The organism is Citrobacter sp. RHB20-C16 (assembly GCF_013890155.1).
In the GTDB taxonomy this organism is placed as follows: domain Bacteria; phylum Pseudomonadota; class Gammaproteobacteria; order Enterobacterales; family Enterobacteriaceae; genus Citrobacter_A; species Citrobacter_A amalonaticus.
Genome location: NZ_CP057630.1, coordinates 2023658 through 2048847 on the forward strand (window position 1 = coordinate 2023658; position 25190 = coordinate 2048847).

Sequence of the window (25190 nt, forward strand, 5' to 3'; positions counted from 1 at the left end):
CGGCAGATGCCCCATCCGGTATCCATTAATGACCAATCATTCTCGCTTCCGGGATCAACCGGAAGTAGAGGTGATCCGGCACTGGGCTGTTCCAGACGTCCATTAGCATCGCGAATGCGATAATGGCAAACATTATGCCGAGTACCAGCAGTGTCATCGCCATACCCGATAATGTTCCTCGCCGTATTTCAGCGTTTCCCGTTGGTGTCCGCAGGGAAAATGTCAGCGTTGAAGCCACCGGACAGGATTCCACACAGGTCATACAGCCAGTGCATTCAACCGTTCGCACCTGAATCAGCTTATCCACCGGGATTTGCGACGGGCAGTTTTTGGCACATTTCCCGCAATCAATACAGCTTTGCGCATTGCGGCGGATTTTGAATGGTGAGAGCAGGGAAAGCAGCCCGAGCAAGGCGCCATAGGGACACAGATAACGGCACCACGCGTTGCGAATGAACAGACTTATGACCACCAGAAGGGCGACGCTCAGCAGGGTGATCGTGCCGATATTGCGAAAGAAATCGAGCATCTTCACATCGATAATAATCCCGTAGGCCGACATTAAAAAATACTGAATGCCCTGCGCTGGCATCGACAGCGAAATGTAGAGAAAAAAGGCCAGCAGCAGATATTTCAGGCTGCGCAGAGGGATATCCAGCCAACGGCGCAACGTAAAATTGCGACCAAACAATCTCTTACCCACATCGGCGATGAGTTCAGACAACGTACCTACCGGGCACAGCCACGAGCAGAACGACTTTTTGAGCAACAGACTTACCAGCATAAACGCGGCCAGCAGCAGCATGGCGGCGGCGTGAACAGGGGGAAGGATGCCGGTTTCCAGCGTATAGCGCAGGTTCATCAGGCCTGCGATGGGCAGCCAGCCTTCAATGCCGCCAGGTCGGGAAACGTACAGACTGGTGCCGCCGGTTTCGTAATAACGCACCCAGTAGTAAAACGTCACGCCAATATAAATATTGATCGCCATCAGCAGCCACTGCGTAGCTTTGCGCCAGGTAGAGGCATTACGCCAGTCGTTCCATGGCAGTTTACCGCCCGTTGTTCCGGGGCGGCGTTGCCAGCGCTTTCTGCTTTTTTCGCTCATTGCCTTCTGACGTCCATAAAGTGGCATTTTGAATGCTACTATCGTACGGCTATCCCGTTGAGCCAGCGTTGATTTATATCATTGCCTGATAATTGGGCAGCTTACGCTGCCCAATATTTATAGATGAGTAATAAAACGCGCGAGCCGCTGTCGTAGCAGGCGGTTTTCTTGTCGTAAACGTGCGTTCTCTTCCAGTAGCGTGAGCGCCACGGCGATCCCCGGCCAGTCAAGCGCCAGTTCTTCACGTAACCGCAGGGCGCGCTGTACCACAGTGGCGGCATGATCGTCGAACTGCCAGCTGTCCGCCGTTTCGGTGTAAGGTTCGATGACGCCCAGACCCACGATCTCGTTCAGGTCTTCCTCCGTCACGCCGGTGCGCAGGCAAAATTCGGTAACCGTAAAAGTGATGGTGACGTTAGCCATTATGCTTTCCCCCAATCTTTGCGCGGATCAAATCCTGACTGTGCCTCTGCCAGTTGCTGCCACAGCGCAGTCGCACGTTCATCCGGTTTAGGCGGCATCACGATCTTCAGCACGACATACAAATCACCGGTCTGTTTTTTACTGACCAGACCTTTACCTTTGATGCGTAAACGTTGTCCGGCCTGGCTGCCGGGGGGAATGGTGACCAGAATGCTCTCTTTCAGCGTGGGGACGGCAATCTTTGCGCCCAGCGCGGCTTCCCATGGGGCGAGCGGGACCACAATTTCCAGATCCTGGTTAACGATATCAAACAGGGGATGTGGCGCGATGTGGATTACCAGCCATAAATCGCCATTCGGTCCACCGTTTTCACCCGGCGTCCCCTGGCCTTTCAGACGAATACGCTGACCATTGCCGACACCCGCCGGAATTTTCACATTCAGGGTTTTTGGAATTTCACGTTCAATCATGCCAAACGCATTGTAGACCGGCAGGTTATAGCTAATGGTCCGGTTGTGTTCAGCGAGTGTTTCTTCAAGAAAAACCGCGACTTCAATTTCAATATCATGTCCACGGCTGGCATGGCGCTGGCGAGACTGACGCGCGTGCTGACCAAAAATAGAGGAGAAGATATCGTCGAAGTCTTCGGCGTTGTAACTCTGGTTCTCTCCCTGCTGGAACTGACGGTTGAATTGCGGGTCATTGCGGTGTTGCCAGAGCTGATCGTACTCCGCGCGTCGCTGCTCATCACTCAGCACTTCCCAGGCTTCAGCGACCTCTTTAAAGCGGGCTTCAGCATCGGGTTCTTTACTGACATCGGGATGATATTTGCGGGCCAGTCGGCGGTAAGCGGTCTTGATAGTCTTGAGATCGTCCGTCGGTTTCACGCCCATGATGGCGTAATAATCCTTTAATTCCATAGCGTTCTCTCGGGTTAATCAATACAGGCTAAAGGGATCCCTTAAAAGGTGTCATCGATAAGTGTAGGGTAATCCTGTCGAGGATGAATGCCAACCAGCGAAACAACATATCTTTACAGCCCAAAGGTTGCGTAAAACACGCCAGCCGTTAAGATAACTCGCGTCAATGAGTGAGGGTGTGATGGCGAAACGTCAACGGATGGGATGGTGGTTCCTCTGCCTGGCATGTGTCGTGGTGATGGTCTGTACCGCGCAGCGCATGGCGGGCCTGCATGCGTTGCAGATGGAGACCACCGCGATCGCGGCGACGGCGACGGCGTCGCCGACGTCCGTGACAGAGGAAGCATCTCCCGTGACTCCGTGCGAGCTCAGTGCGAAATCGCTGCTTGCCGCGCCTCCGGTCGTTTTTGAAGGCGCGATCCTCGCGCTCTGTTTACTCCTTGCCTTGTTAACGCCGTTCAGGACCGTACGCTTACCGTTCTTCCCACAACGCGTTATTTCTCCCCCCAGACTTCGGGTCCATCTCAGATTCTGCGTTTTCCGCGAATGACAGACCGGCTGTTTCGTACAGTAAGTTAATCATTCATGGAGAAAAATTATGATGTATGCCTTCAGGCAGGGACTGATCTGCCTGTTATTACTCTGGCTGCCCGCATCGTGGGCGGCAGAGAGCGGCTGGCTGCGTTCCCCGCAGAACGATCATGCCAGCGTACGACTGCGTGCCGATACGTCAGCACAGGGGGAAACCCGTCTGCTGATCGACGTCAAACTGGAAAACGGCTGGAAGACATACTGGCGTTCGCCGGGGGAAGGCGGCGTTGCACCTGCCATTGCCTGGCAAGGAGAGATGCCCGTGGTGGACTGGTTCTGGCCGACACCGGACCGTTTTGACGTCGCCGGTATGACCACCCAGGGCTATCACAAACAGGTCACGTTTCCGCTGGCCGTCCGGGGACACACTCCCGACCGCATTGCCGGTGTGCTGACGCTCTCTACCTGTAGCAACGTGTGTCTGCTGACCGACTACCCGTTTTCGCTTACGGCCTCTCAACAGGATGCCGGATTTGCGCATGATTATGCTCAGGCGATGGGACGTGTGCCCCTGGCGCAGGGGCTGACTCAAACCCTGATCGCTGGTGCGCGTGACGGCGAGTTGGTGATCGAGGCGCAGCGCCGCGGTGGCTGGACCGCACCCGAGCTGTTCCTCGATAGCGTAGAGGACACGGATTTTGCTAAACCGCTGATCCGGGTCGATGGCGACAGACTGCACGCGACGGTGCCGGTTCACGATAGCTGGGGGGAAGGGGCGCCGAATTTACGCGGTAAATCGCTCACGCTGGTGCTGGCGGATAACGGTGTGGCGCAGGAGAGCCAGCTTATCGTGGGTGATGCGCCGGTGACAGAATCCGCCAGACTCCCGCTCTGGCAGGTGGTTCTTATGGCGCTGATGGGAGGCGTGATCCTTAATCTGATGCCTTGCGTATTGCCGGTGCTGGGGATGAAGCTGGGTTCGATTTTGCTCGTTGAGGAGAAAAACCGCCACCAGATACGACGGCAGTTCCTCGCGTCGGTCGGGGGGATTTTGATCTCCTTCATGGCGCTGGCATTACTGATGACCGTGCTAAGACTGAGCAATCAGGCGCTCGGTTGGGGTATCCAGTTCCAGAATCCGTGGTTTATTGGCGCGATGGTGCTGGTGATGCTGACCTTCAGCGCCAGTCTGTTCGGCCTGTTTGAATTTCGCCTGCCGTCATCAATGACCACCCGACTGGCGACTTACGGTGGTAACGGCCTGGTGGGACATTTCTGGCAGGGCGCGTTTGCCACGCTGCTGGCGACACCGTGCAGCGCACCGTTTCTCGGTACAGCCGTGGCGGTGGCGCTGACGGCATCGCTGCCCGTGCTGTGGGGGCTTTTCTTCGCCCTCGGCGTTGGGATGAGTCTGCCGTGGTTGCTGGTCGCCCTGCGTCCGGGTCTGGCGCTTCGTCTGCCGCGACCGGGACGCTGGATGAACGGACTGCGACGCTTGCTCGGCTTAATGATGCTCGGTTCGGCCCTCTGGCTGGCAACGCTACTTCTGCCTCATCTGGGTTTTACCTCCCACAGTGCGGCGAAAGAGAGTGTCCGCTGGCAGCCGCTTAGCGAGCAGGCGATCACCGACGCGCTTGCGCAAAATAAGCGCGTATTTATCGATGTGACCGCCGACTGGTGCATTACCTGCAAGGTCAATAAATATAACGTGCTGAACACCGACGCGGTGCAGGCGGCGCTACAGCAACCGGATGTCGTGGCCCTGCGCGGCGACTGGACGCTGCCGTCTGATGACATTACGGCGTTTCTGAAATCACGCGGCCAGGTTGCCGTACCGTATAACCAAATCTATGGTCCCGGCTTACCGAAAGGTCAGGCGCTGCCGACGTTATTAACGCGCGACGGTCTGTTAGAAACACTGGCTAAAGCGAAAGGAGAAATGCCTTGAAATCCCTGATCATCCTGTTATTTACCCTGTTCAGCGCGTTCAGCCATGCCAAAGATGCCGCGCCGTTTACCCCGGAGCAAGAAAAACAGATCGAAGCCCTCATTCAGGAGGCGTTGTTTAACGATCCGGCCAGTCCGCGATTTGGCGCAAAACAGGCAAAACTGACGCTGGTGAATTTTACCGACTACAACTGTCCGTACTGCAAACAGCTTGATCCGCTGCTGGAAAAACTGGTGGCGAAATACCCTGACGTGGCGGTGATTATCAAACCGCTGCCGTTTAAAGGCGAAAGCTCGGTGCTCTCTGCGCGGACGGCGCTCACCACCTGGCGTGAGCATCCACATCAGTTCCTCGCGCTGCATGAAAAGCTGATGCAAAAGAAGGGATACCACACTGACGTCAGCATTAAACAGGCGCAGGAAAAATCGGCGGCCAGCCCGGTCATACTGGATGAAAAAAGCAATGAAACGCTACGTACCAATCTGCAACTGGCGCGACTCGTCGGCGTTCAGGGAACACCCGCGACGATCGTTGGTGATGAGCTGATCCCGGGGGCCGTCTCCTGGGAGGTGCTTGAAGAAGTCGTTAAAGAAAAACTGGCGGTGGCAAATGGTCAGTAAGTTGCGGCGATGGCTGCGCGAAGGTGTGTTTTTTTTGCTCCTGTTGGCTGGTGGAATGTGGCTAATGGATGCCTGGCGCGCGCCACAGGCACCAACGGCTTTCGACAGTACACCGCTTTACACGCTGGATGGCGAACGGGTAACGCTGGCGGCATTAAGTGAGGAAGAGCCGCTACTGATCTATTTTTGGGCCACCTGGTGTGGCGTTTGCCGCTATACCACACCGGACGTTGCCCGCTTGCAGGCACAAGGGGAGAAGGTGCTGACCATCGCGCTGCGTTCGGGAGATGAACAGACGATTGCGCGCTGGCTGGCGCGTAAAGGGATCTCTTTTCCCGTGGTCAACGATGCTAATGGCGCACTTTCCCGCAGTTGGGATATCAGCGTCACCCCCACGCTGATTGTGTTGTCAAAAGGGCAGGTGGTTTCTACGACCAGCGGCTGGACCAGCTACTGGGGGATGCGCCTGCGGCTAGGGTGGGCGAAAATCAGTTGAGTCAAAACCGGGGAAACCCGGTTTTTTTACACCATAAAATAGCCGTAACACCATGTGATTTAAATATTTAAGGCAGAAAGTAAACGGGGTGAATCTATATTTTCGCGGTTTTTATCATTGCAAATGACAAGGAGTAATGGCATATCATGTAGCGATATAACGATGTTAATGCTTACAGGGATTATAAATAAATGCGCAAGGGTAAAGTTATTATTGCATCAATGATGGTGCTTTGTGTTCTTATTTTTCTGATTGCGATCGCCTGGTTTATGTTGTTTCAGGGGGAAATGACGGCGCCGACGGAAGAAGAAAAAAAAACTGCTGTTTTACAGGCTGCGGGCTTACTTAAGACGGATGCTCAGGATAAAAAATCGATTGAGAGTTTATATCATCGTGCGATTATCGTGCGCACGGTGAATCTCGATTCCGGCGAGTGGGTGACGGATAAAACGGCCGCACAAGGATGTAAAAAACTCGCTCCGGAGCAGGACCCTGCACAGATTCGTCAACGCTGTTCGCTGGCGGAAGTTTATCTGGTAAAAGATAAGTATAATAAGATTCAGCAGGTTATCATTCCTGTTTCGGGCAAAGGAGCGAAATCGATGATGCATGCATTTCTCTCTTTGGGATTGGACGGTCGTACGGTGAACAATCTGTATTATTATCAGCAGCGGGAGACGCCATTTCTGGGGGCCAGAGTGAAAGATGAAAGCTGGCGTCAACAATGGCCGGGGAAAAAGGTGGCTGATGATAATGGAACGCCGGCGTTGAAAATAGTTCAGGAGAAATCAGGGAAGTATAATGAATATACCGTTGATGGTATTTCTGGTGCGACGCTGACGTCAATGGGCGTTGAAAAGAGTATTAACTACTGGATCAGTGAGCAGGGTTATGGCCCATTTTTGCAGCGACTGAAACAAGACCCGGAGATGTTGTATCGCTGAATCAAGTGTACCTGCGGATAATTTACTTTAAGCCTGTAGGCGCAGTATCACTCATTTTTTACGGATTTACGCAACGTAACATTTAATTCCTGACGGTCGGGGGCGTATATTACCCGCCGTCAGATTTCGCCCTCCATCACATATCAATGAAATAAATTTACATAACTTGTCACCCGTTGACATTTTTATGATCCAGGTCATGTACAACGCCAGCAAAAATCGATAATGATAATAATTATCATTTGTGTTATTTGGTGCGTATCGTGCGTAAGTTTTGCCTCTCACTGCTGGTAACTCTCTTCAGTCTGCTCATAAGCGTTAGCGTATGGGCCGCGACAAACTATGCTCCGTTTATTGAGGATATTGAGCAACGCCTTGATAAAACAGCAGAACTTTATTCTCAACAGCGCACCGATGAGGCGCGCCGCACGGTACAAATGGCCTACTTTGAGGTGTTTGAAAATCTCGAAGGCCCCATCCGCATCAACATCTCCGCCAGTAAAAGTTACGAAATGGAGAGCGCCTTCGGTGAAATCCGGCGGATGATTGGCGAGAAAAAACCGCTCGCTGATGTGCAGTCGAAAATCGACTGGCTGAAGGCATCGCTACGAGAAGTCGAACCGGTGCTGGACGGCGGACACCGACTGGTGGCGGAAGAGCAGCACAGCGCGCTCACCCGAACGGATATCGCTGTTCACTGGCAAGAGAGCGTCCGTATTATCGACGATCTGCTGGCCCAGGCGGTGAATGACTATCAGGCCGGGAACTACGCTACGGCCAGTCAGCATGTCCAGCAGGCGCACTATCAGGGATTCAAAAACTCTGAGATGGAAATGTCGGTCAGGCAGAATCGCTCAGCCAAAGATGCCGCAGCCATCAACCAACAGTTTTCCGCGCTGATTGCACTTGCCGCTCAACCCGATCGCCTCAACGACGTCTCTTATCAGGTCACCACGCTCTTACAGGATATTGAGGATATTCTGCCAGGCTTACCGACAACCCGCGACGATCAGCTGATTGCAGCCCCACAAACCGCAGACAACGGTCCGGCGGCGGAGGAGAGTACGCGGACAAACTGGGGTGAAGTGGCGGGCGGAATCAATCAGAGCATTCAGGACGCTATTGCGCGGTATCAACGCGGCGAGACGCAGAATGCCATTCTGGATGTTCAGGACAGCTATTTCGATCGCTTCGAAGCCAGCGGCATGGAAAACAAAATCGGCTCCCGTGATTCGGCGTTCAAAACCACGCTGGAAGCCTACTTCACCCGTCTGGTCAGCTTGATGAAGGCTGGTCAACCGGCAGAAAGACTCCAGTCAGAAGCGAGCGCGCTCGAGCAGGATCTGCAAAAAGCGGTGACGATGCTTGGCGAAGGAGAAGAGACGCAATGGAGTCTGCTGCTTTACAGCCTGATGATCATCGTCCGTGAAGGGTTGGAAGCCCTGCTGATCGTGGCGGCGATTGTCGCCTACATGGTGAAAAACAATCATCAGGATAAGCTGCCGCTGATTCGCCAGTCAGTGATCGTAGCCCTGGTCGCCAGCGTAATCACCGCAGTGATTTTCCAGTTGCTGTTCACCAACTCGGGCGCCAGTCGGGAACTGCTGGAAGGCATCACGATGTTGATTGCGGTCGTGATGCTGTTCTTCATGAGCTACTGGCTGCTGTCCAAAGTGGAAGCCCGACACTGGAAGGCCTGGCTGGAAGGCAAGCTGTCCCACTCACTGACGACAGGGTCGCTGGTGGGGCTGTGGCTGACTAGTTTCCTCGCGGTCTATCGCGAAGGCGCCGAAACGGTTCTGTTCTACTACGCCCTGATCGGCGATGCCAAAGATGTCGCCGGACACATGGCGATTGGCGCGGGCTTTGTTATTGGCTGTGTCGTGTTACTGGCGGCGTGGCTGGTCATGCGTTATTCGGTGGTGCGTTTGCCGCTGAAACCCTTCTTTATGTTTACCGGCAGTTTCATGTACCTGATGGCCTTCGTGTTTGCGGGCAAAGGTGTACTGGAGCTGGTGGAAGGCAAACTGTTCCAGCCAACGTTGATTAACGGTTTCCCGGAAATCAGCTGGCTGGGGATTTATCCCTATGTGGAAACGCTGTTACCGCAGGCCGTATTGCTGCTCGCTGCGCTGGTTGCGCTGTGGGTTATGCGGCGAAAAAGCGCCGTTCCTGGGGAAACAATAAAAAACACTCTGTAGTTGTGATTTTAGACGAGAGGATATGTCTGATGACCATGAAGAAAACCCTGATTGCCAGCGCAGTGATGGCCGGAATTTTCACCGCACCGGCAGCGTTCGCCTTTAAAGAGTACCCGGCAGGCGAGCCTGTCGTGATGAATGAAATGGAGCTGGCCGCCGTTTATCTGCAGCCGATTGATATGGAGCCGCGCGGCATGGGCTTACCGGCAGCCAAAGCCGATATTCACCTTGAGGCGGATATTCACGCGGTCGAAGGCAGCAAAAACGGCTTTGGCGCAGGAGAGTGGATCCCCTATCTGACCATCAGCTACACCCTGGTCAACAGCGATACCGGTGAAAAACAGGAAGGAACGTTTATGCCGATGGTCGCCAGCGATGGCCCTCACTATGGCGCGAACGTCAAGATGATGGGCGTGGGCAACTACAAAGTGACTTACCACATTGAACCGCCGTCAAAAGCGGGGATGCACCGTCACACCGACAGTGACACTGGTGTCGGTCGCTGGTGGAAACCGTTTGATGTGAGCTACGAATTTAAATACGTCGGTCTGAACTAAGAAAACCGATGCGCCGGGATGCTAACTCATCCCGGCCGAGTCAATCCGCTGTTCTGAGTCGATGTCATGAGTTACTTTTTCGTCACCACGTTACAGGTCTTTTTCTGCATCGCGTTACTCTCCGGCGTTCTCTGGAGTCGAAACGATCCCCCTTCCTTACGCCCTCTGGGCTGGACGCTGCTTATTGGTCTGGCGGCCGGCGTGCTGGCAGGACTGACGCTGCGCGGTTCACAACCGGTACAGCTGTTACTGGTCGGAACGGAAGTGATGGTCACGTTGCTGTTTGTGCTCAGCTTCTGGTGGGCGGGAAACCGTGTGCGCTATTTGTGGCAAGGGATTCTGGTCTTTGGCGCAGCGCGTCACTGGGCGCTCGATCCGAATCTCGGTGGCTTAACCAGCACGCATGTCCTGAATACTGAACTGCTGCTGAATTTGACGGCAGTGGTGCTCGCCTTCGCGATCCTTTGTCTGGCTGGCGTGCTTTGCGCCATGCTGCTGCGCCGAATCCGCGTGCTGTACTGGCCATTCACCCTCATTCTGCTGGTCATGCTGTGGCTGCCGTTAAGCGGTAATTTGCTGTTGCTGTTGATGAAGCTACAGGTACTGCCGCTGGCGAAATCGCTGCTGAGCTTTGTGGCGAAAGTGACCAATAATGCGCCAGCCTATAACTGGATGGCGGTGGGATTACTGCTGCTCCTGGCGCTGTGCTGGCTGCCGTCGTTGCTGAGCGCCCATCGTCAGACGCGGGCAACAGAAGAACCGATTGCACATCGCCTGGCGCTGGCGCAGCGGCGTAATGCGCTACGGCTTTGGCTGGTCACCCTCGGCTGTGCCGTGGTGGTGATTGCCGGGCAACTGTGGTGGGACAACGTCGCGTCTCAGCCGCCGCAGCTTTCGCAAGCCATCCCGGTAACGCTCGCCAGCGACGGCAGTATTCATCTGCCGGTTGAACAACTGCGGGACGGTAAGTTGCATCGCTTTGTCTGGGTGGCTGACGATGGCAAAGCCGTGCGCTTTTTCATCATCAACCGTTATCCCGACAAACTGCGCTTTGGCGTGGTGTTTGATGCCTGTCTATTGTGCGGCGATCAGGGCTATGTGATGGAAGGCAATCAGGTCATTTGCGTCGCCTGTGGGGTACATATTTTTATCCCTTCCATTGGCAAACCCGGCGGTTGCAATCCGGTACCGATTGAAAACTGGCACAACGATGAAAAAGAGTTAGTGATCCCCGGTAAAGAACTGGCCGCTGGCGTGAACTACTTCTCGACGGTGATGACCATTCAGGTGACCGATCCGGTTGATGGTTCAACGCTGACCAATACCTCGGCGGACTTCAAGTACAGCTACGGCGGTAAGACCTGGTTCTTTTCCTCCGAAGAGAACTATGACCGTTTTCGTCAAACGCCGGAACAGTTTGTTCCTGCTGAACTGAGGGAGGAGTAACGATGCTGTGGCGAATGTTACGACAATCCTGGGGACGCAACCTGCGGCGTAAAGGGCTGGCGATTATCACGGTCTTTCTTGCAGCCAGCCTGATCTCGGCGCTGCTGGCGGTGTCGATCGATATCGGTGACAAAATGTCGAGGGAGCTCAAATCCTACGGCGCAAACATCCTGATTGAGCCTGCCGGACAAGCGGCATTGCCTGCGCTGTTTAGCGAAAGCAGTAATCCGCTCTCTGGGCAGGATTTCCTTGATGAAGCTGAATTGCCGAATATCAAAGATATTTTCTGGCGCAATAACATTGTCGGTTTTGCGCCGATGCTGGGCGGTGAAGTCACCGTGAACGATAACGCGGTGCGCATTCTCGGGACGTTCTTCAGCCAACCGGTCGATATTCCGGATGAAGAGGGATATGAAACCGGACAGAAAACGGTTAGCCCGTTCTGGCAGGTGACCGGCGACTGGCCGCAGGAAGGCGAGAACAGTCCACCGCAAACGCTCGTGGGGCATGCGCTGGCGCGACAAACAGGATGGAAAGCGGGTGATACGCTGGTATTAAACAACGCGGATACAACAGTGCCTGTCACCGTCAGCGGGATCCTCTCCAGCGGCGGCGAGGAAGATAACCAACTGGTGATGCCGCTCGCGATAGCGCAGACGCTATTGGGGTTGCCCGGCAAGGTGCAGGCCATTCGTGTTTCGGCGCTGACGGTACCGGAAAATGAGCTTTCACGTCGCGCGCGGGAAAATCTGGATGCGCTTAATGCGGAAGAGTACGACCTCTGGTACTGCACTGCTTATGTTTCTTCTATCGCCCACCAACTGGAGGAGGCGATCTCCGGGGCGGAGGTGCGCCCGGTCTGGCAAGTCGCCGCCTCTGAAGGGGTGGTGATTGACAAAATTCAGTTGCTGATGGCGGTGGTGACGATTGCCGCGCTGGCGGCATCGGCAATGGGGATCGCCTCGCTGATGACCAGCACCATTATGGAACGCGCCAAAGAGATCGGTCTGATGAAGGCGCTTGGCGCGCGTCAGTGGCAGATCATGCTGCTGTTCTACCTCGAAGCCGCTTCCAGTGGGCTGGCTGGCGGGGCGCTGGGATGCGTTGCCGGATGGGGGCTGGCGAAAGCGATTGGCGTGATGCTGTTCGACGCACCGCTTGAATTCGCGTGGATTGTGGTGCCGTGTGTACTGGTGGTTGCGATGTTGATTGCCCTGATCGGAACCTGGTTCCCGGCGCGGCGCATTGCGCGACTGTATCCCGTGGAGGTGCTGTATGGCCGCTAAACGGACAATGCTCTGGCTGCTGGTGTGGCGGGCGCTGCGCCTGCGTTTTCAGCGGGTCAGCGTGGTTTTTGCCGCGCTGATGGTGGGGGCGACCATCGTGACGGCGCTGAGCGCGGTATGGTTCGACATCAATACTAAAATGAGTGAAGAGTTACGCACCTTCGGCGCCAACTTCTACATCGGTCCGGGGCACGGCGCGAGTATGCCACAGCGGGAGCTACAGACCCTTCTGGATGATGCGCCAGCGGGGCTGGTTCACGGTGCCAGTCCGTGGTTATACGGCATGGCGCGTACCGAATTGGAAAAAGTGGTGATCGTCGGCGTCTGGTTTGAATCGTTGCAAAAACTGGTGCCTTACTGGCAGGTTCAGGGGAGCTGGATTGGCGTCAGCTTCGACGATCGCAACGCGATGATTGGCATCAAGCTGGCGGAGCGCCTCAACGTTCAGCCCGGCGATAACGTCACGCTAGTCGATCATAACCAGCGGAAAAACCTGCAGATTAAAGGCATTGTCGAAGCCGGTGACGCCACGGACAACATGCTGATCGTCAGCCTCGACGTGGCGCAAGCCTGGCTGCATCAGCCGGGGAAAATCAGCCACGGCCTGTTGAGCGTCAGTAATGATGTTGGCCAGGTTGATCGCTATGCCAGCCGGTTGCAAAGCCAGTATCCGGATCTGGAGATTCGCCCGGTGCGTAAAGTCTCCGCTTCAGAAGGACAGGTGCTGGATAAGATCAAAGGGCTGATGGGACTGGTATCGCTGGTGATTCTGGCGCTCTCTTCCCTGTGCGTGAATACCACCCTGATGGCGATAGTCGGCGAGCGTGCCCGCGAGTTCGCTCTGCAAAAAGCGCTGGGTGCCAGCAATGGCGACATCGTACGGCAAATCTTGCTGGAAACCTGCATTATCGCCCTTGCGGCCGTAGTGTGCGGCTGGTTGTTGGGGTATTTGCTGGCGCAACTGTTGGGACTGACGGTATTCAACGCGGCGATCTCGCTGCGTCTGCCGGTGCTGCCCATCACCCTCGTATTGTCTTTACTGGTCGCCATTCTGGCGGCGATTGTTCCGGTACGGCGTGCGGTCAGCGTCGAACCCGCTAACGTGCTGAAAGGAGAGTAGCGCCATGTCCGTGACGCAGATTCCACAGGTGGCGATCGAAACACGTCACCTCTATAAACGGTTTGGCGACGTTACCGCCCTGGATGATATTAACCTGCGAATTACGCAAGGGGAGTTTGTCGCCATCATGGGGGCCTCCGGCTCCGGGAAAACGACGCTGATGAACATCCTCACCTGTCTGGATACCGCAACGGAAGGTCAGGTGTTTCTTGAGGGTACGGACGCCGCCGCGCTGGATGAAGAGGGACGGCGTCGTTTTCGCGCCGAGAAGATTGGCCTGGTGTTCCAGCAATTCCATCTCATTCCCTTTTTAACCGCGCTGGAAAATATCATGCTGGCGCAGCACTACCACAGCGTGGTGGACGAGGCAGCAGCCAGAAAAGTACTGGAACAGGTCGGCCTTGGGCACCGCGTCACCCATTTACCCAGCCAGCTTTCCGGTGGGGAGCAGCAGCGTGTCTGTATTGCGCGGGCGCTGGTGAATGAGCCGCCGGTCATTTTCGCGGATGAACCGACAGGCAACCTCGATGAAGAGAATGAACAGCGGGTGTTGGATTTGCTTACTGATTTGCACCGCCAGGGGCGCACGATAGTCATGGTGACGCATAACCCGGCGCTTGGGCAGTTTGCCGATCGCATTTTGCGTCTGCAACACGGAAAGTATCTGGGAGAGGAGGCGATGCAACATGCGCTGGCTTAACGTTTTCATTCTCTCACTGGCGGTATTGCTCAGTGGCTGTAAAGAGGAAAAGCTGGCTGTCGGCGAAACGGCTCCGGCGCTGGCGGCCTTCGATTTACAAGGCCAGGAGTCCGGACTGGATCGCTGGCAGGGAAAATCCATCTACCTCAATTTCTGGTCGGCAGGCTGCGGTGGTTGTCTGGCGGAGATGGATTCGCTGGAAACGCTCAGCCAGAAATGGGGCGATAGCGTGGTAGTGGTGGCGGTGAATACCGATCCGGGTACGGTCAACCTGGATGCGCTACTGGCGAAGCACCAGGTGTCGTATCCGGTCCTTCGCGATCAGATGAAAATCACTCAGGAACGATACCAGGTCATCGGCACACCGACCTCGGTCCTGATTGATCCACAAGGCCGGGTGCTGGAGTGGCATCAGGGAATGCGTAAACCGGCGGAATTAGCCGCCACGTTCGCCCGTCTCGCGGGGCAATAAGTTTTCGGTGGAGGGATACCGCTGATGGCATTTATCTGGAACGACGAGAGCCTGGCTCTCCTGCGTGAAAACGCGGGCGTCCTCTCGACGCAACACATTGCGCAGATGCTGTGCACCAATGTGACGGTGGTGCGCAATATGGCTTACCGGCTGAAACTCAGTTTGCGTGTATCGACGTATAGCCAGAAGAGAATTCAACAGGTTCAGGCATTGTATGAATCCGATGAACCGCTGACCATGAAGGAGATTGCCGTGCGAACCGGGCTTACGTTCAGCACGGTGCAGTACATCGTCTATGTCAAACTGAAACATAAGCCCTATGCCACCCGCGAGTTTATCGCGTTCGAAACACAGGATGCGGTGCATTACCGCGTGCAAAAAGAGTTTGTCGATACCGAGCGTACGCGACTGCAACAACCGATGGATAACAGCCGTTTTCAGGAACTGTATCTCAAAGACGGGACAGCCTACTGCGCGCGTAACATCCGCCATGAAGTCATTATCTCTGAATAGCGGAAACCACATTTCGTTCGCTGACGAAGCAAGCATCGTCGCAAGCATTCAGGATAGGTCATCTTCTCCTTACAGGACGCTGAAGCATGACCCTTCTTTTTGCATTCGACCCCGACCAGGTTGTGATGATTGCCTTAACCTTTGTTCTTGCGGGGATGGTGAAAGGCGTCACCGGCATGGGGCTGCCTACTGTGGCAATGGGGATCCTCGGCTCGCTGATCTCTCCGGTTGCGGCGGCGGCTATGCTGTTGTTACCTTCGCTTATCAGCAATCTGTTTCAGTTTGGCGGCGGTGGAAATACCCGGATGTTGCTGAAGCGACTCTGGCCTATGCTGCTAACGGTGGTGATTGCCACACTGTTGGCCAGCGTCTGGATCACCGGTGGCGAGACTTCCCGCACACAGTTTGCGCTCGGGCTGGCGCTGATGGTGTATGCGCTCTGGACCCTGGCGGGAAAACGAATTGCGATCGCACCGCGGCGTGAAAAACCGCTCTCACTGGTTGTCGGATTCGCTACCGGCTTGTTGACCGGCGGAACGGGCGTCTTTGTGATGCCGGCGGTGCCGTGGATCCAGTCGCTGGGCTTTGAGAAGGATGAACTGGTTCAGGCGCTCGGTATCTCTTTTACCTTTTCCACGCTGGCGTTAGCACTGGGTCTGTGGTGGCACGACGCGCTCCCCGTGCAGTCGCTGAGCTTATCGGCATTCGCCATCGTTCCGGCGCTGCTCGGCCAGTGGGCAGGCACTCGTATCCGACGGGTCATCTCACCCGTTGTCTTTAAACGTTGCTTTCTGTTTTGTCTGATGGGGCTAAGTATCGAAATGATGCTCCGTGCTGTGACTTAATGACAAAATCGTGCCATGGTTAACCCCTCCCCGAGGCTGAGAGGTCAGTATGACGTCAATAGTCGTAAATGAAGAAGACGGCGAACTCGAATCACGAATGGCGCTGACGGCGGCGGTGATGGCGGACAAATCGTGATCCCGGATGCTGTGTGCGCTGATGGATGGCCGGGCATGGACGGCGACGGAACTGAGCGCGGTGGCGGATATCTCGCCGTCTACCGCCAGTGCGCACCTGGCCCGTCTGTGCGAGCAGCGGTTCGTGGTTTCTCTCGCCCAGGGGCGGCACCGCTATTTTCGCCTTGCAAGCGCAGACATTGCGGAACTGCTGGAGCGCCTGATGGGCGTCGCCTGGACATCAACGGCATCGCGGAAAATCACTACGCCTTTGAGTTTGCGTCAGGCGCGGACCTGTTATGACCATCTGGCCGGAGAAGTGGCGGTGAGACTGTTTGATACGCTGGTTTCCCGACAGTGGCTGACGGCAGATGGCGAAACCCTGACGCCTCTGGGTGAGGAGAAACTGGCGGATCTGGGCATTGTCGTACAGGCCAGCGTGTCGCGACGCAAATTTAGCTGCGGCTGTCTGGACTGGAGCGAGCGACGTTATCATCTGGGTGGTGTACTTGGCGCGGCGCTACTGACCTGGCTTACCGGGCAGCGGTGGATCAAAACAGCACCGGGAAGCCGCCAGGTCACCTTCACGCCCTCCGGGATCCGCAAGCTGCAAATGATATTTGGCATCAATATGATGCGCTGAATCCCCGTTTTTGCGGTCTCGTTCCCAAAAATGTGTCATATATCTGTCACACTTATGAATGACGAATAACAACACGAGGTCGTAGGGATGAACAAATCGTTAATTGCCGCCGCTGTGGCAGGGGTTGTGATGGTGTCTTCTGCCGCGCAGGCACAAACGGCGCCGGAAGGCTATCAGCTACAGCAAGTATTGATGATGAGTCGACATAACTTACGTGCGCCGCTGGCGAACAATGGCAGCGTGCTGGAGCAGTCCACTCCGAATAAATGGCCTGAATGGGATGTGCCGGGCGGACAGCTCACCACCAAAGGTGGCGTGCTGGAAGTGTATATGGGCCATTACATGCGTGAATGGCTGGCAGAGCAGGGGATGGTGAAATCCGGCGAGTGCCCGGCACCGGATACGGTCTATACCTATGCCAACAGTCTGCAGCGTACGGTCGCGACCGCCCAGTTCTTTATCACCGGCGCGTTCCCTGGCTGCGATGTTCCGGTGCATCACCAGGAAAAAATGGGCACCATGGACCCCACCTTTAACCCGGTGATCACCGATGATTCGGCGGCTTTCCGCGAGAAAGCCGTACAGGCGATGGAAAAAGAGCGCGGCCAGATGCAACTTGATGACAGCTACAAGTTGCTGGAACAGATGATCAACTACAAAGACTCGCCATCATGCAAGGAAAAACAGCAGTGTTCGCTGACTGACGCTAAAGATACCTTTAGCGCGAACTATGAGCAGGAGCCCGGTGTCTCCGGACCGCTGAAAGTGGGGAACTCGCTGGTGGACGCCTTCACGCTGCAATACTACGAAGGATTCCCGATGGATCAGGTGGCCTGGGGCGAAATTAAATCCGATCAGCAATGGAAGGTGTTGTCGAAACTGAAAAATGGCTATCAGGACAGCCTGTTTACCTCTGCGGAGGTCGCACGTAACGTGGCGAAACCGCTGGTGAAATACATCGACAAAGCGCTGGTGACCGAACAGGCGAAAGCGCCGAAAATTACCGTGCTGGTGGGGCATGACTCAAACATCGCCTCACTGCTTACCGCACTGGAATTCAAACCCTATCAGTTACATGATCAAAACGAACGTACGCCGATTGGCGGCAAAATTGTCTTCCAGCGCTGGCATGACACGAAGGCCAACCGCGATCTGATGAAAATTGAGTATGTGTATCAGAGTTCAGAGCAGCTGCGTAATGCGGATGTGCTGACGCTGAAAGCCCCGGCGCAACGCGTGACCCTGGAGTTGAAAGGATGCCCGATTGATGCGAACGGTTTCTGTCCGATCGACAAGTTTGACGCGCTGCTGAATGAGGCGGCGAAATAAATGAGGTTCCCCCGCGTAAGCGGGGGATTTAACGGCTTAAACGTTTTTACGTTCGATGGTCTGTTCGCCCCAGAAGAGCGCGTCTTTATCTGTCTTATCAAAGGCTTTGATGAGCACTTCATCGCTGCCTTCTTCCCAAATTTTTTCTGCCAGCTTTTCGTCATATCCGGCAACTTCAAATATGGCTTCGGCTATTTCCGGCGATGTATTGCGCAGACTTGCCCACTCACCGACGTGATGAGCCTTCGCTTCTTGAGTTGGCATTCTTATCCTCCCGTTGAAGATTAGCCGTTGAGCTTCACTGCCAGACCGGCAACGTATTCGCCCTGATAACGTGCGATAGAGAGCTCTTCCTGACTGGGCTGGCGTGAACCGTCACCCCCGGCAATGGTCGTTGCGCCATAAGGCGTACCACCGCGAACTTGCGAAACATCGAACAGTTCCTGTGCGGCGTAGCCGATGGGCACAATCACCATCCCATGATGGGCAAGTGTAGTCCATGTAGACGTAATCGTTTGTTCCTGACCGCCGCCTGTCCCGGTAGAACTGAAAACGCTGGCGAGTTTGCCATACAGCGCGCCGGACGCCCACAATCCGCCCGTCTGATCGAGGAAGGTACGCATCTGGCCTGACATATTGCCAAAGCGCGTTGGCGTACCAAAAATAATGGCGTCGTAATCCGCCAGTTCTTGCGGGGTGGCGACGGGCGCGTTTTGCGTCTTGCCTCCGGCTTTGGCAAAAATTTCAGCTGGCATGGTTTCCGGTACACGCTTAATCACGACCTCTGCGCCGTCCACTTTGTTTGCCCCTTCCGCTACCGCGTGCGCCATCGTTTCGATGTGTCCGTACATGGAATAATAAAGCACCAGAACTTTAGCCATTTGTACTACTCCTCGTATTAACCGTGTCTGTAGCGATTCGCTACCCTCTTTAAAGATATGACGTGGCGCTGAGAGTGCAAATATCACGACCATTTCTTTGATTTATAACAAATTTTAGGACAGCCTGTTTTGTAGCAAAATGATACATTTTCTCGCCGCTAAATTTTGCTAATCATAAGAAAGGCTTATTGATAAACTGAGGCAATTATTTCTCAACACGGACTTAAGCTGTTGCAGGATATTACCAGCGGCGGGCCGAACGCTCTGTATTGCCTAAGCTTAGTTTCACGTCGCGAGGTGAATGGCATCCGCCATCCGTGGCGTGAGGAGTCACTCCTCAGTACCTATGCAATATGATGTCTAATCAATGACGGAGGTCAGTAATGGCAAACCATCGAGGCGGTTCCGGTAATTTTGCCGAAGACCGCGAAAGAGCATCAGAAGCAGGTAAGAAAGGTGGTCAGCACAGCGGGGGGAATTTTAAAAATGACCCGCAGCGTGCCTCTGAAGCAGGTAAAAAAGGGGGCAAGAGCAGTGGTGGTAGCCGTAACAGCTAGCATTGCCGCACTTGTCGATCATCATGTTCAGCCTCCCCTAACTGCGTGATGACGCCACCGCCGCCGGATACTCCGGCGGTTTTTTTTGCCCGTCAGGTTGCACTGAAAGGAAACGCCACGCAGACTATGCGCCACTGACAGATTCACCGAACAAGGGAAGGGCATGGCCGAACGTGCTGAGAAAAAAACAGGTAAACGCTCGCAGGCGGTCAGCGCGAAACGCGAAGCGATTCTGACAGCCGCATTAAATACGTTTTCGCAATATGGTTTTCACGGCACTCGTATTGAACACATTGCCGAGCAGGCCGGCGTCTCCAAAACCAATCTTCTTTATTACTACCCGTCAAAAGAGGCGCTGTATGTCGCCGTGCTACGTCAAATTCTGGATATCTGGCTGGCGCCCTTAAAAGCGTTTCGGGAAGATTTTGCGCCATTGGCTGCCATTAAAGAGTACATCCGGCTGAAGCTGGAAGTGTCCCGTGATTACCCGCAGGCCTCGCGTCTTTTTTGCATGGAGATGCTGGCCGGTGCGCCGCTGTTGATGGATGAATTGACCGGCGATCTGAAAACGCTGATTGATGAAAAGTCCGCCCTGATTGCCGGTTGGGTGAAGAGCGGCAAACTGGCGCCGATCGACCCGCATCATCTGATCTTCATGATTTGGGCTTCAACACAGCATTACGCCGATTTTGCGCCTCAGGTTGAGGCGGTGACGGGCGCAACGCTGCGTGACGAAACCTTTTTTAATCAGACGGTTGAAAACGTTCAACGCATGATTATTGAGGGAATTCGCGTTCGTTAATTGGCAGGCGGCAGTGGGCAGCTCATATCGCCTTCTTCGCACTGTAGCAGCGAGGCGAGAAACGCTTCACGCTCGGCGGTTTTATCCGCCAGACACTGATTGGCGATCATCACCTGAGCACTTCCCCCCTCGGTGCCGGAGCTGATAAGCGCGCAGTCGGCATCGCGCATGGCGATCCACGCGGTCTGTGCCTTTTTCAGCAGTTCCTGCTGTGGCGGGGCTGCGCGTTTCAGCGCATTCTGATACGTTTCATTCAGTTCTTTGTCTGCCGTCTGATACTGGGTGACGGCACAGGTATTCATTTCCGCTTGCGTGCTGGCATTTGCGCAGTCATCGGCCAGCGCCTGACCGCTGAGCAGCAGCGCAGCGCAGGTGAGTAGTATTCGTTTCATCATTCCCTCTGGCTCCATAAAAAAAGGCCCCGTTTCCGGAGCCTTAATTAACCACAGCCTTAGCCAATTGTCATCAGGCTTGCGTTACCTCCGGCGGCTGCCGTGTTCACGCTTAACGAACGCTCGACGTACAGTCGCTCCAGCAGAATATTGCTTTCACCACGGGCGAAACCTTGTACCGAGACAATCGCGCCTTCACGGGCTGCTACCGCTTCACACAGGGCACGAAGCTGATCGGAATCGCCGTGGAAGATCACCGCATCAAAAGGCTGCGTTGTCAGGCTGTCGGTTTTCGCAAACGCAATGCGGGCAGAAACCGCTGCCGGCAGGCGTTTCGCCAGGTCACGGTGGAAAGCATCGTCAGTCCACAAAATCTGACTCCCGACCGAAGTGACGGCGGCAAGTTGCACCAGCGCATCCTGTTCATCATCCGCGATACACAGTACGCGCTCACGCGGTAACAGCGTCCAGGTGTTACGCTCCCCGGTAGGGCCAGGCAGCAGACGCTGCGTACCGGCCTGCGCCAGTTCGCCAAACTGTTGGCAAAGTTGACGTAACACAGGGCGATCGGCCGCCCACTCGCTGAGCGCTTCCAGCGGCTGGATCAGCGCGGCTTTCAACTGGGCGTCTACCGGATAGTCCGCATCCTGACGCGCCAGAGTGATGGCCAGCGCATTTTCCGGACGATTTGCCAGCAGACGGTAGAGATAGAGCGGCCCACCGGCTTTTGGGCCGGTCCCAGAGAGTCCTTCGCCGCCGAACGGCTGTACGCCGACGACCGCCCCCACCATATTCCGGTTAACGTACAGGTTGCCTACGTGCGCCGAACCGGTGACCTGGGCAATGGTTTCATCAATACGGGTGTGGACGCCCAGCGTCAGACCGTAGCCGGAGGCGTTGATTTGGTCAATCAGCGCGTCCAGGTTGTTACGGTTGTAGCGTACAACGTGCAGAACCGGACCAAAGACCTCTTTTTGCAGCTCGTCAATGCTTTCCAGTTCGATCAGCGTTGGCGCAACGAATGTACCGCTTTGCCATTCACGGACATCTTCACTGTTTTCACGCGCCGCCTGGAATACCGGACGACCTTTCGCCCGCATAGCCTGAATATGCTGTTCAATATTGGATTTGGCTTCACTGTCGATCACCGGACCGATATCGGTGGTCAGACGCCCCGGGTTGCCCATCCGGCATTCGGCCATCGCGCCACGCAGCATTTTCAGCGTGTGGTCGGCGATATCATCCTGTAGACAGAGTATGCGCAGCGCGGAGCAGCGCTGTCCGGCGCTGTCAAATGCCGAGGACAGTACGTCGACCACCACCTGTTCGGTGAGGGCAGACGAGTCAACGATCATCGCGTTCATGCCGCCCGTTTCGGCGATCAGGGGAATCGGACGTCCCTGTGCATCCAGACGCGTCGCGATGTTACGTTGCAGCAGCGTCGCCACTTCGGTAGAACCGGTAAACATCACGCCGCGCACGCGGCTGTCGGCGGTCAATTGCGCGCCCACCGTTTCACCCCGGCCAGGCAGCAGTTGCACCACGCCCGGCGGTACGCCAGCTTCCAGCAAGATGGCAATGCCCTGGGCTGCGATAAGCGGCGTCTGTTCCGCGGGTTTTGCCAGTACGCTGTTGCCTGCAGCCAGCGCGGCGGCGATTTGTCCGCTGAAAATGGCCAGCGGGAAGTTCCACGGGCTGATGCAAACAACCGGACCGAGCGGGCGGTGGGTCTCATTATCAAAATCGTCACGCACCTGACCGGCGTAATAATGCAGGAAGTCTACTGCTTCACGCACTTCGGCAATGGCGTTGGCGAAGCTCTTACCGGCTTCACGCACCAGAATGCCGATCAGCTGTTGCATCTGGCCTTCCATCAACACGGCAGCGCGATGGAGGATGGCGGCACGTTCATGCGGCGGCGTCGCAAACCAGATAGGAGCATTGTTCACCGCGCTTTGCAGCGCCTGTTCGACTTCAGTTTCACTGGCTTCACGGACATAACCGACGATGTCTTTCGGTTCTGCCGGGTTGACCACCGGGCTCATTTCGCCCTCTGCAACCGGTGTCTCGAGCATCGGCAACGCTCGCCATTTTTGCAGCGCGCTGTTGAGCAGGGCAGAGGAGAGTGAGGCCAGACGATGTTCGTTGGAAAGATCCAGACCGGCAGAGTTTTCGCGCCCTTTGCCGTACAAATCGCGCGGCAGCGGAATTTTCGGATGCGGCAGACCGGTCTGACCTTCCTGCTGCGCCAGTTTTTCAACGGCCTCGACCGGATCGGCCACCAGTTCGTCCAGCGGCAGCGTGGTATCCGCGATACGGTTAACAAAGGAGGTGTTCGCCCCGTTTTCCAGCAGACGACGCACCAGGTACGCCAGCAGCGTTTCATGGGTGCCAACCGGTGCATAAATGCGGCACGGACGGTTAAGTTTGCCATCCGTCACTTTACCGGTGACCTGTTCGTACAGCGGCTCACCCATTCCGTGCAGGCACTGGAACTCATACTGACCTGGATAGTAGTTCTGCCCGGCCAACTGGTAAATGGCTGCCAGCGTATGGGCGTTGTGGGTTGCAAATTGCGGGTAGATCAAATTCGGTACGGCGAGCAGCTTTTTCGCGCAGGCGAGATAAGAGACATCGGTGTAGACCTTGCGCGTGTAAACCGGGTAGCCTTCCAGACCGTCCATCTGGGCGCGTTTGATCTCGCTATCCCAGTAGGCGCCTTTGACCAGGCGGATCATCAGGCGGCGACGGCTGCGGGTGGCCAGATCGATCAGGTAATCGATGACGAACGGGCAACGTTTCTGGTACGCCTGAATGACGAAACCAATACCGTTCCAGCCAGCCAGTTCAGGTTCAAAACACAGTTTTTCCAGCAGATCGAGGGAGATCTCCAGACGGTCGGCCTCTTCGGCATCGATATTGATGCCGATATCATACTGGCGCGCCAGCAGCGTCAACGACTTCAGGCGCGGATAGAGCTCTTCCATCACTCTATCGTACTGGGCACGGCTGTAACGCGGGTGCAGGGCGGAGAGCTTGATAGAGATCCCCGGACCTTCATAAATCCCGCGTCCGTTCGACGCTTTACCAATTGCATGAATTGCCTGCTGATAGGAGACCATATAGGCCTGCGCATCGGCTGCGGTCAGCGCGGCTTCACCCAGCATATCGTAAGAGTAGCGGAAGCCTTTTTCTTCCAGCTTACGGGCATTCGCCAGCGCTTCGGCAATGGTTTCTCCGGTCACGAACTGTTCGCCCATCAGACGCATCGCCATATCGACGCCTTTACGGATCAGCGGCTCACCGCTCTTACCGATAATGCGGTTCAGGGAGCGCGAAAGGCTGGCTTCGTTATGGGTGGAGACCAGACGACCGGTGAACAGCAGACCCCAGGTCGCCGCGTTGACGAACAACGACGGACTACGACCAATGTGCGACTGCCAGTTACCGTTGCTGATTTTGTCGCGGATTAAGGCATCGCGCGTGGCTTTATCCGGAATACGCAGCAGCGCTTCCGCCAGACACATCAGCGCCACCCCTTCCTGCGAAGAGAGAGAAAACTCCTGCAGCAAGCCTTGCACCATACCGGCACGGCCGCTGGCTGTTTTCTGATTACGCAGTTTATCCGCCAGTTGGTAAGCCAGCTTATGGGCCTGTTCGGCTACCGGCTGCGGCAGACGCGCCTGTTCCATCAGCATCGAGACCGCGTCAGTTTCAGAGCGACGATACGCGGCGGTAATGGCGGAACGCGAGACCGACTGTGGGAGGATCTGCTCGGCAAATTCCAGGAAAGGTTGATGGATCTCTTCCTGCGGCACCGTGGATTCATCGCCTTCGTTGGCGGCTCCAGCCAATAGCGCAGGAATTTCTGGCAGCGTGTCATCGTTTTCCAGTTTTTCCAGGTAATTAAAGATTGCCTGCTTAATCAACCAGTGCGGGGTGCGATCAATTCGCGTTGCCGCTGACTTAATGCGCTCGCGCGTTGCGTCATCCAGTTTAACCCCCATCGTGGTGGTTCCCATGCCATCTGCTCCTGTTGTTCGGTGAGGTACTGCTTATCGTTATCGAGAAATATCTACTATGTTGCAACTTTGTGCAACCACGTTAAATGTGACCTGTATAACAAGCTTAAAAATGAATGAAATGTTAATAAAAGAAAGATGTATGACGTTGGGAAAAATAATAACGCTATCTTTTTCTCTGCGGCAGTTAACACTTTTAAAAGGTGCAACCGCGAAAAATGTGAGAGAGTGCAACCTGCCAGAAAATAGTGTTCATCTGCATTTAAATTTGATGTAAATGATGTGTTAAATAGATTGTGAATAAACCGCGCTTCCGGCAGGAT

General features: G+C 55.3%; 24 protein-coding genes and 1 pseudogene. 18 read left to right on the plus strand and 7 right to left on the minus strand.

From position 1 onward, the window contains the following. Positions 1-25: 25 nt before the first annotated feature. The 3 genes from HVX64_RS09660 to cbpA form a co-directional block, all read right to left on the minus strand. On the minus strand, positions 26-1105 hold the full coding sequence (locus HVX64_RS09660) for a 4Fe-4S binding protein (protein ID WP_044258084.1): 1080 nt from the start codon (positions 1103-1105) through the stop codon (positions 26-28). A 117-nt stretch (positions 1106-1222) separates the two neighbouring features. Further along, positions 1223-1528, minus strand: a complete 306-nt coding sequence (gene cbpM / locus HVX64_RS09665; protein WP_044258082.1) for a chaperone modulator CbpM — start codon at positions 1526-1528, stop codon at positions 1223-1225. After that, positions 1528-2448, minus strand: coding sequence for a curved DNA-binding protein (gene cbpA, locus HVX64_RS09670; protein WP_044258080.1), 921 nt, complete (start codon positions 2446-2448; stop codon positions 1528-1530). Before cbpA ends, cbpM begins: the two co-directional genes overlap by 1 nt. 181 nt (positions 2449-2629) lie before the next feature. On the opposite strand from cbpA, the gene HVX64_RS09675 reads away from it, so the two are divergent. The 16 genes and pseudogenes from HVX64_RS09675 to agp all read left to right on the plus strand — a co-directional run bounded on the left by HVX64_RS09675 (position 2630) and on the right by agp (position 18213). Further along, entirely contained in the window at positions 2630-2998 is a 369-nt protein-coding gene (locus HVX64_RS09675) for a copper resistance protein (protein WP_044258136.1), read from the plus strand. Between the two features lie 48 nt (positions 2999-3046). Then, on the plus strand, positions 3047-4927 hold the full coding sequence (locus HVX64_RS09680; protein WP_044258077.1) for a protein-disulfide reductase DsbD domain-containing protein: 1881 nt from the start codon (positions 3047-3049) through the stop codon (positions 4925-4927). Continuing rightward, on the plus strand, positions 4924-5547 hold the full coding sequence (locus HVX64_RS09685; RefSeq protein ID WP_044258076.1) for a DsbA family protein: 624 nt from the start codon (positions 4924-4926) through the stop codon (positions 5545-5547). Before HVX64_RS09680 ends, HVX64_RS09685 begins: the two co-directional genes overlap by 4 nt. Beyond that, the gene (locus HVX64_RS09690; RefSeq protein ID WP_044258074.1) at positions 5537-6043 is read left to right on the plus strand and encodes a protein disulfide oxidoreductase; all 507 of its coding nucleotides are present in this window, start codon (positions 5537-5539) and stop codon (positions 6041-6043) included. Before HVX64_RS09685 ends, HVX64_RS09690 begins: the two co-directional genes overlap by 11 nt. Positions 6044-6234: 191 nt before the next feature. Continuing rightward, on the plus strand, positions 6235-6987 hold the full coding sequence (gene nqrC, locus HVX64_RS09695) for an NADH:ubiquinone reductase (Na(+)-transporting) subunit C (RefSeq protein WP_044258072.1): 753 nt from the start codon (positions 6235-6237) through the stop codon (positions 6985-6987). A gap of 263 nt (positions 6988-7250) precedes the next feature. Further along, positions 7251-9188, plus strand: a complete 1938-nt coding sequence (locus HVX64_RS09700) for an FTR1 family protein (RefSeq protein ID WP_054177336.1) — start codon at positions 7251-7253, stop codon at positions 9186-9188. A gap of 29 nt (positions 9189-9217) precedes the next feature. Continuing rightward, the gene (locus HVX64_RS09705) at positions 9218-9745 is read left to right on the plus strand and encodes an iron transporter (RefSeq protein WP_042319779.1); all 528 of its coding nucleotides are present in this window, start codon (positions 9218-9220) and stop codon (positions 9743-9745) included. 66 nt (positions 9746-9811) lie between these two features. Continuing rightward, positions 9812-11191: a Fe-S-containing protein gene (locus HVX64_RS09710; protein ID WP_044258071.1), complete on the plus strand. Its 1380-nt coding sequence runs from the start codon at positions 9812-9814 to the stop codon at positions 11189-11191. 2 nt (positions 11192-11193) lie between these two features. Next, positions 11194-12477 (plus strand): ABC transporter permease, encoded by a 1284-nt coding sequence (locus tag HVX64_RS09715; protein WP_044258069.1) that lies wholly within the window; start codon positions 11194-11196, stop codon positions 12475-12477. Then, the gene (locus HVX64_RS09720) at positions 12467-13597 is read left to right on the plus strand and encodes an FtsX-like permease family protein (RefSeq protein ID WP_044258067.1); all 1131 of its coding nucleotides are present in this window, start codon (positions 12467-12469) and stop codon (positions 13595-13597) included. Before HVX64_RS09715 ends, HVX64_RS09720 begins: the two co-directional genes overlap by 11 nt. 4 nt (positions 13598-13601) lie before the next feature. Next, positions 13602-14297, plus strand: a complete 696-nt coding sequence (locus tag HVX64_RS09725) for an ABC transporter ATP-binding protein (RefSeq protein WP_043001051.1) — start codon at positions 13602-13604, stop codon at positions 14295-14297. Then, positions 14284-14769: a TlpA disulfide reductase family protein gene (locus HVX64_RS09730; protein ID WP_043001050.1), complete on the plus strand. Its 486-nt coding sequence runs from the start codon at positions 14284-14286 to the stop codon at positions 14767-14769. The genes HVX64_RS09725 and HVX64_RS09730 overlap by 14 nt, the downstream gene beginning before the upstream one ends. Positions 14770-14793: 24 nt before the next feature. Further along, positions 14794-15282 carry a MarR family transcriptional regulator gene (locus HVX64_RS09735; protein WP_044258065.1) on the plus strand — a complete coding sequence of 163 codons (489 nt, stop codon included), beginning with the start codon at positions 14794-14796 and terminating at the stop codon, positions 15280-15282. Between the two features lie 86 nt (positions 15283-15368). Beyond that, complete coding sequence (locus HVX64_RS09740; protein ID WP_044258064.1) at positions 15369-16127, plus strand: sulfite exporter TauE/SafE family protein; 759 nt, start codon at positions 15369-15371, stop codon at positions 16125-16127. Positions 16128-16176: 49 nt separating this feature from the next. Then, positions 16177-16884 (plus strand): annotated as a pseudogene (locus HVX64_RS09745) (winged helix-turn-helix domain-containing protein). An 87-nt stretch (positions 16885-16971) separates the two neighbouring features. Beyond that, on the plus strand, positions 16972-18213 hold the full coding sequence (gene agp, locus HVX64_RS09750; protein ID WP_043001046.1) for a bifunctional glucose-1-phosphatase/inositol phosphatase: 1242 nt from the start codon (positions 16972-16974) through the stop codon (positions 18211-18213). 36 nt (positions 18214-18249) lie between these two features. On the opposite strand, the gene HVX64_RS09755 is transcribed toward agp, so the two are convergent. Both HVX64_RS09755 and wrbA read right to left on the minus strand, forming a co-directional pair. Continuing rightward, positions 18250-18477 carry a YccJ family protein gene (locus HVX64_RS09755; RefSeq protein WP_042319758.1) on the minus strand — a complete coding sequence of 76 codons (228 nt, stop codon included), beginning with the start codon at positions 18475-18477 and terminating at the stop codon, positions 18250-18252. 20 nt (positions 18478-18497) lie between these two features. After that, a complete protein-coding gene (gene wrbA / locus HVX64_RS09760) occupies positions 18498-19094 on the minus strand; it encodes an NAD(P)H:quinone oxidoreductase (protein WP_043001045.1) in 597 nt (198 codons plus the stop codon). A 383-nt stretch (positions 19095-19477) separates the two neighbouring features. On the opposite strand from wrbA, the gene HVX64_RS09765 reads away from it, so the two are divergent. Both HVX64_RS09765 and rutR read left to right on the plus strand, forming a co-directional pair. Further along, on the plus strand, positions 19478-19651 hold the full coding sequence (locus HVX64_RS09765) for a general stress protein (RefSeq protein ID WP_043001044.1): 174 nt from the start codon (positions 19478-19480) through the stop codon (positions 19649-19651). A 163-nt stretch (positions 19652-19814) separates the two neighbouring features. After that, positions 19815-20453: an HTH-type transcriptional regulator RutR gene (gene rutR / locus HVX64_RS09770; RefSeq protein ID WP_044258058.1), complete on the plus strand. Its 639-nt coding sequence runs from the start codon at positions 19815-19817 to the stop codon at positions 20451-20453. Here the strand turns inward: rutR and HVX64_RS09775 are convergent. Both HVX64_RS09775 and putA read right to left on the minus strand, forming a co-directional pair. After that, complete coding sequence (locus tag HVX64_RS09775; RefSeq protein ID WP_043001955.1) at positions 20450-20845, minus strand: lysozyme inhibitor LprI family protein; 396 nt, start codon at positions 20843-20845, stop codon at positions 20450-20452. The genes rutR and HVX64_RS09775 overlap by 4 nt on opposite strands. Positions 20846-20904: 59 nt before the next feature. Further along, positions 20905-24867, minus strand: coding sequence for a trifunctional transcriptional regulator/proline dehydrogenase/L-glutamate gamma-semialdehyde dehydrogenase (gene putA / locus HVX64_RS09780; protein WP_044258055.1), 3963 nt, complete (start codon positions 24865-24867; stop codon positions 20905-20907). Positions 24868-25190 lie beyond the last annotated feature (323 nt).

Excerpts from the sequence above, each read along its gene's own strand:
- HVX64_RS09660 (WP_044258084.1), bottom strand. The coding sequence starts at position 1,105 with ATGAGCGAAAAAAGCAGAAAGCGCTGGCAACGCCGCCCCGGAACAACG.
- cbpM (WP_044258082.1), bottom strand. The coding sequence starts at position 1,528 with ATGGCTAACGTCACCATCACTTTTACGGTTACCGAATTTTGCCTGCGC.
- cbpA (WP_044258080.1), bottom strand. The coding sequence starts at position 2,448 with ATGGAATTAAAGGATTATTACGCCATCATGGGCGTGAAACCGACGGAC.
- HVX64_RS09675 (WP_044258136.1), top strand. The coding sequence starts at position 2,630 with ATGGCGAAACGTCAACGGATGGGATGGTGGTTCCTCTGCCTGGCATGT.
- HVX64_RS09680 (WP_044258077.1), top strand. The coding sequence starts at position 3,047 with ATGATGTATGCCTTCAGGCAGGGACTGATCTGCCTGTTATTACTCTGG.
- HVX64_RS09690 (WP_044258074.1), top strand. The coding sequence starts at position 5,537 with ATGGTCAGTAAGTTGCGGCGATGGCTGCGCGAAGGTGTGTTTTTTTTG.
- nqrC (WP_044258072.1), top strand. The coding sequence starts at position 6,235 with ATGCGCAAGGGTAAAGTTATTATTGCATCAATGATGGTGCTTTGTGTT.
- HVX64_RS09705 (WP_042319779.1), top strand. The coding sequence starts at position 9,218 with ATGACCATGAAGAAAACCCTGATTGCCAGCGCAGTGATGGCCGGAATT.
- HVX64_RS09710 (WP_044258071.1), top strand. The coding sequence starts at position 9,812 with ATGAGTTACTTTTTCGTCACCACGTTACAGGTCTTTTTCTGCATCGCG.
- HVX64_RS09715 (WP_044258069.1), top strand. The coding sequence starts at position 11,194 with ATGCTGTGGCGAATGTTACGACAATCCTGGGGACGCAACCTGCGGCGT.
- HVX64_RS09720 (WP_044258067.1), top strand. The coding sequence starts at position 12,467 with ATGGCCGCTAAACGGACAATGCTCTGGCTGCTGGTGTGGCGGGCGCTG.
- HVX64_RS09725 (WP_043001051.1), top strand. The coding sequence starts at position 13,602 with ATGTCCGTGACGCAGATTCCACAGGTGGCGATCGAAACACGTCACCTC.
- HVX64_RS09730 (WP_043001050.1), top strand. The coding sequence starts at position 14,284 with ATGCGCTGGCTTAACGTTTTCATTCTCTCACTGGCGGTATTGCTCAGT.
- HVX64_RS09735 (WP_044258065.1), top strand. The coding sequence starts at position 14,794 with ATGGCATTTATCTGGAACGACGAGAGCCTGGCTCTCCTGCGTGAAAAC.
- HVX64_RS09740 (WP_044258064.1), top strand. The coding sequence starts at position 15,369 with ATGACCCTTCTTTTTGCATTCGACCCCGACCAGGTTGTGATGATTGCC.
- agp (WP_043001046.1), top strand. The coding sequence starts at position 16,972 with ATGAACAAATCGTTAATTGCCGCCGCTGTGGCAGGGGTTGTGATGGTG.
- HVX64_RS09755 (WP_042319758.1), bottom strand. The coding sequence starts at position 18,477 with ATGCCAACTCAAGAAGCGAAGGCTCATCACGTCGGTGAGTGGGCAAGT.
- wrbA (WP_043001045.1), bottom strand. The coding sequence starts at position 19,094 with ATGGCTAAAGTTCTGGTGCTTTATTATTCCATGTACGGACACATCGAA.
- HVX64_RS09765 (WP_043001044.1), top strand. The coding sequence starts at position 19,478 with ATGGCAAACCATCGAGGCGGTTCCGGTAATTTTGCCGAAGACCGCGAA.
- rutR (WP_044258058.1), top strand. The coding sequence starts at position 19,815 with ATGGCCGAACGTGCTGAGAAAAAAACAGGTAAACGCTCGCAGGCGGTC.
- HVX64_RS09775 (WP_043001955.1), bottom strand. The coding sequence starts at position 20,845 with ATGAAACGAATACTACTCACCTGCGCTGCGCTGCTGCTCAGCGGTCAG.
- putA (WP_044258055.1), bottom strand. The coding sequence starts at position 24,867 with ATGGGAACCACCACGATGGGGGTTAAACTGGATGACGCAACGCGCGAG.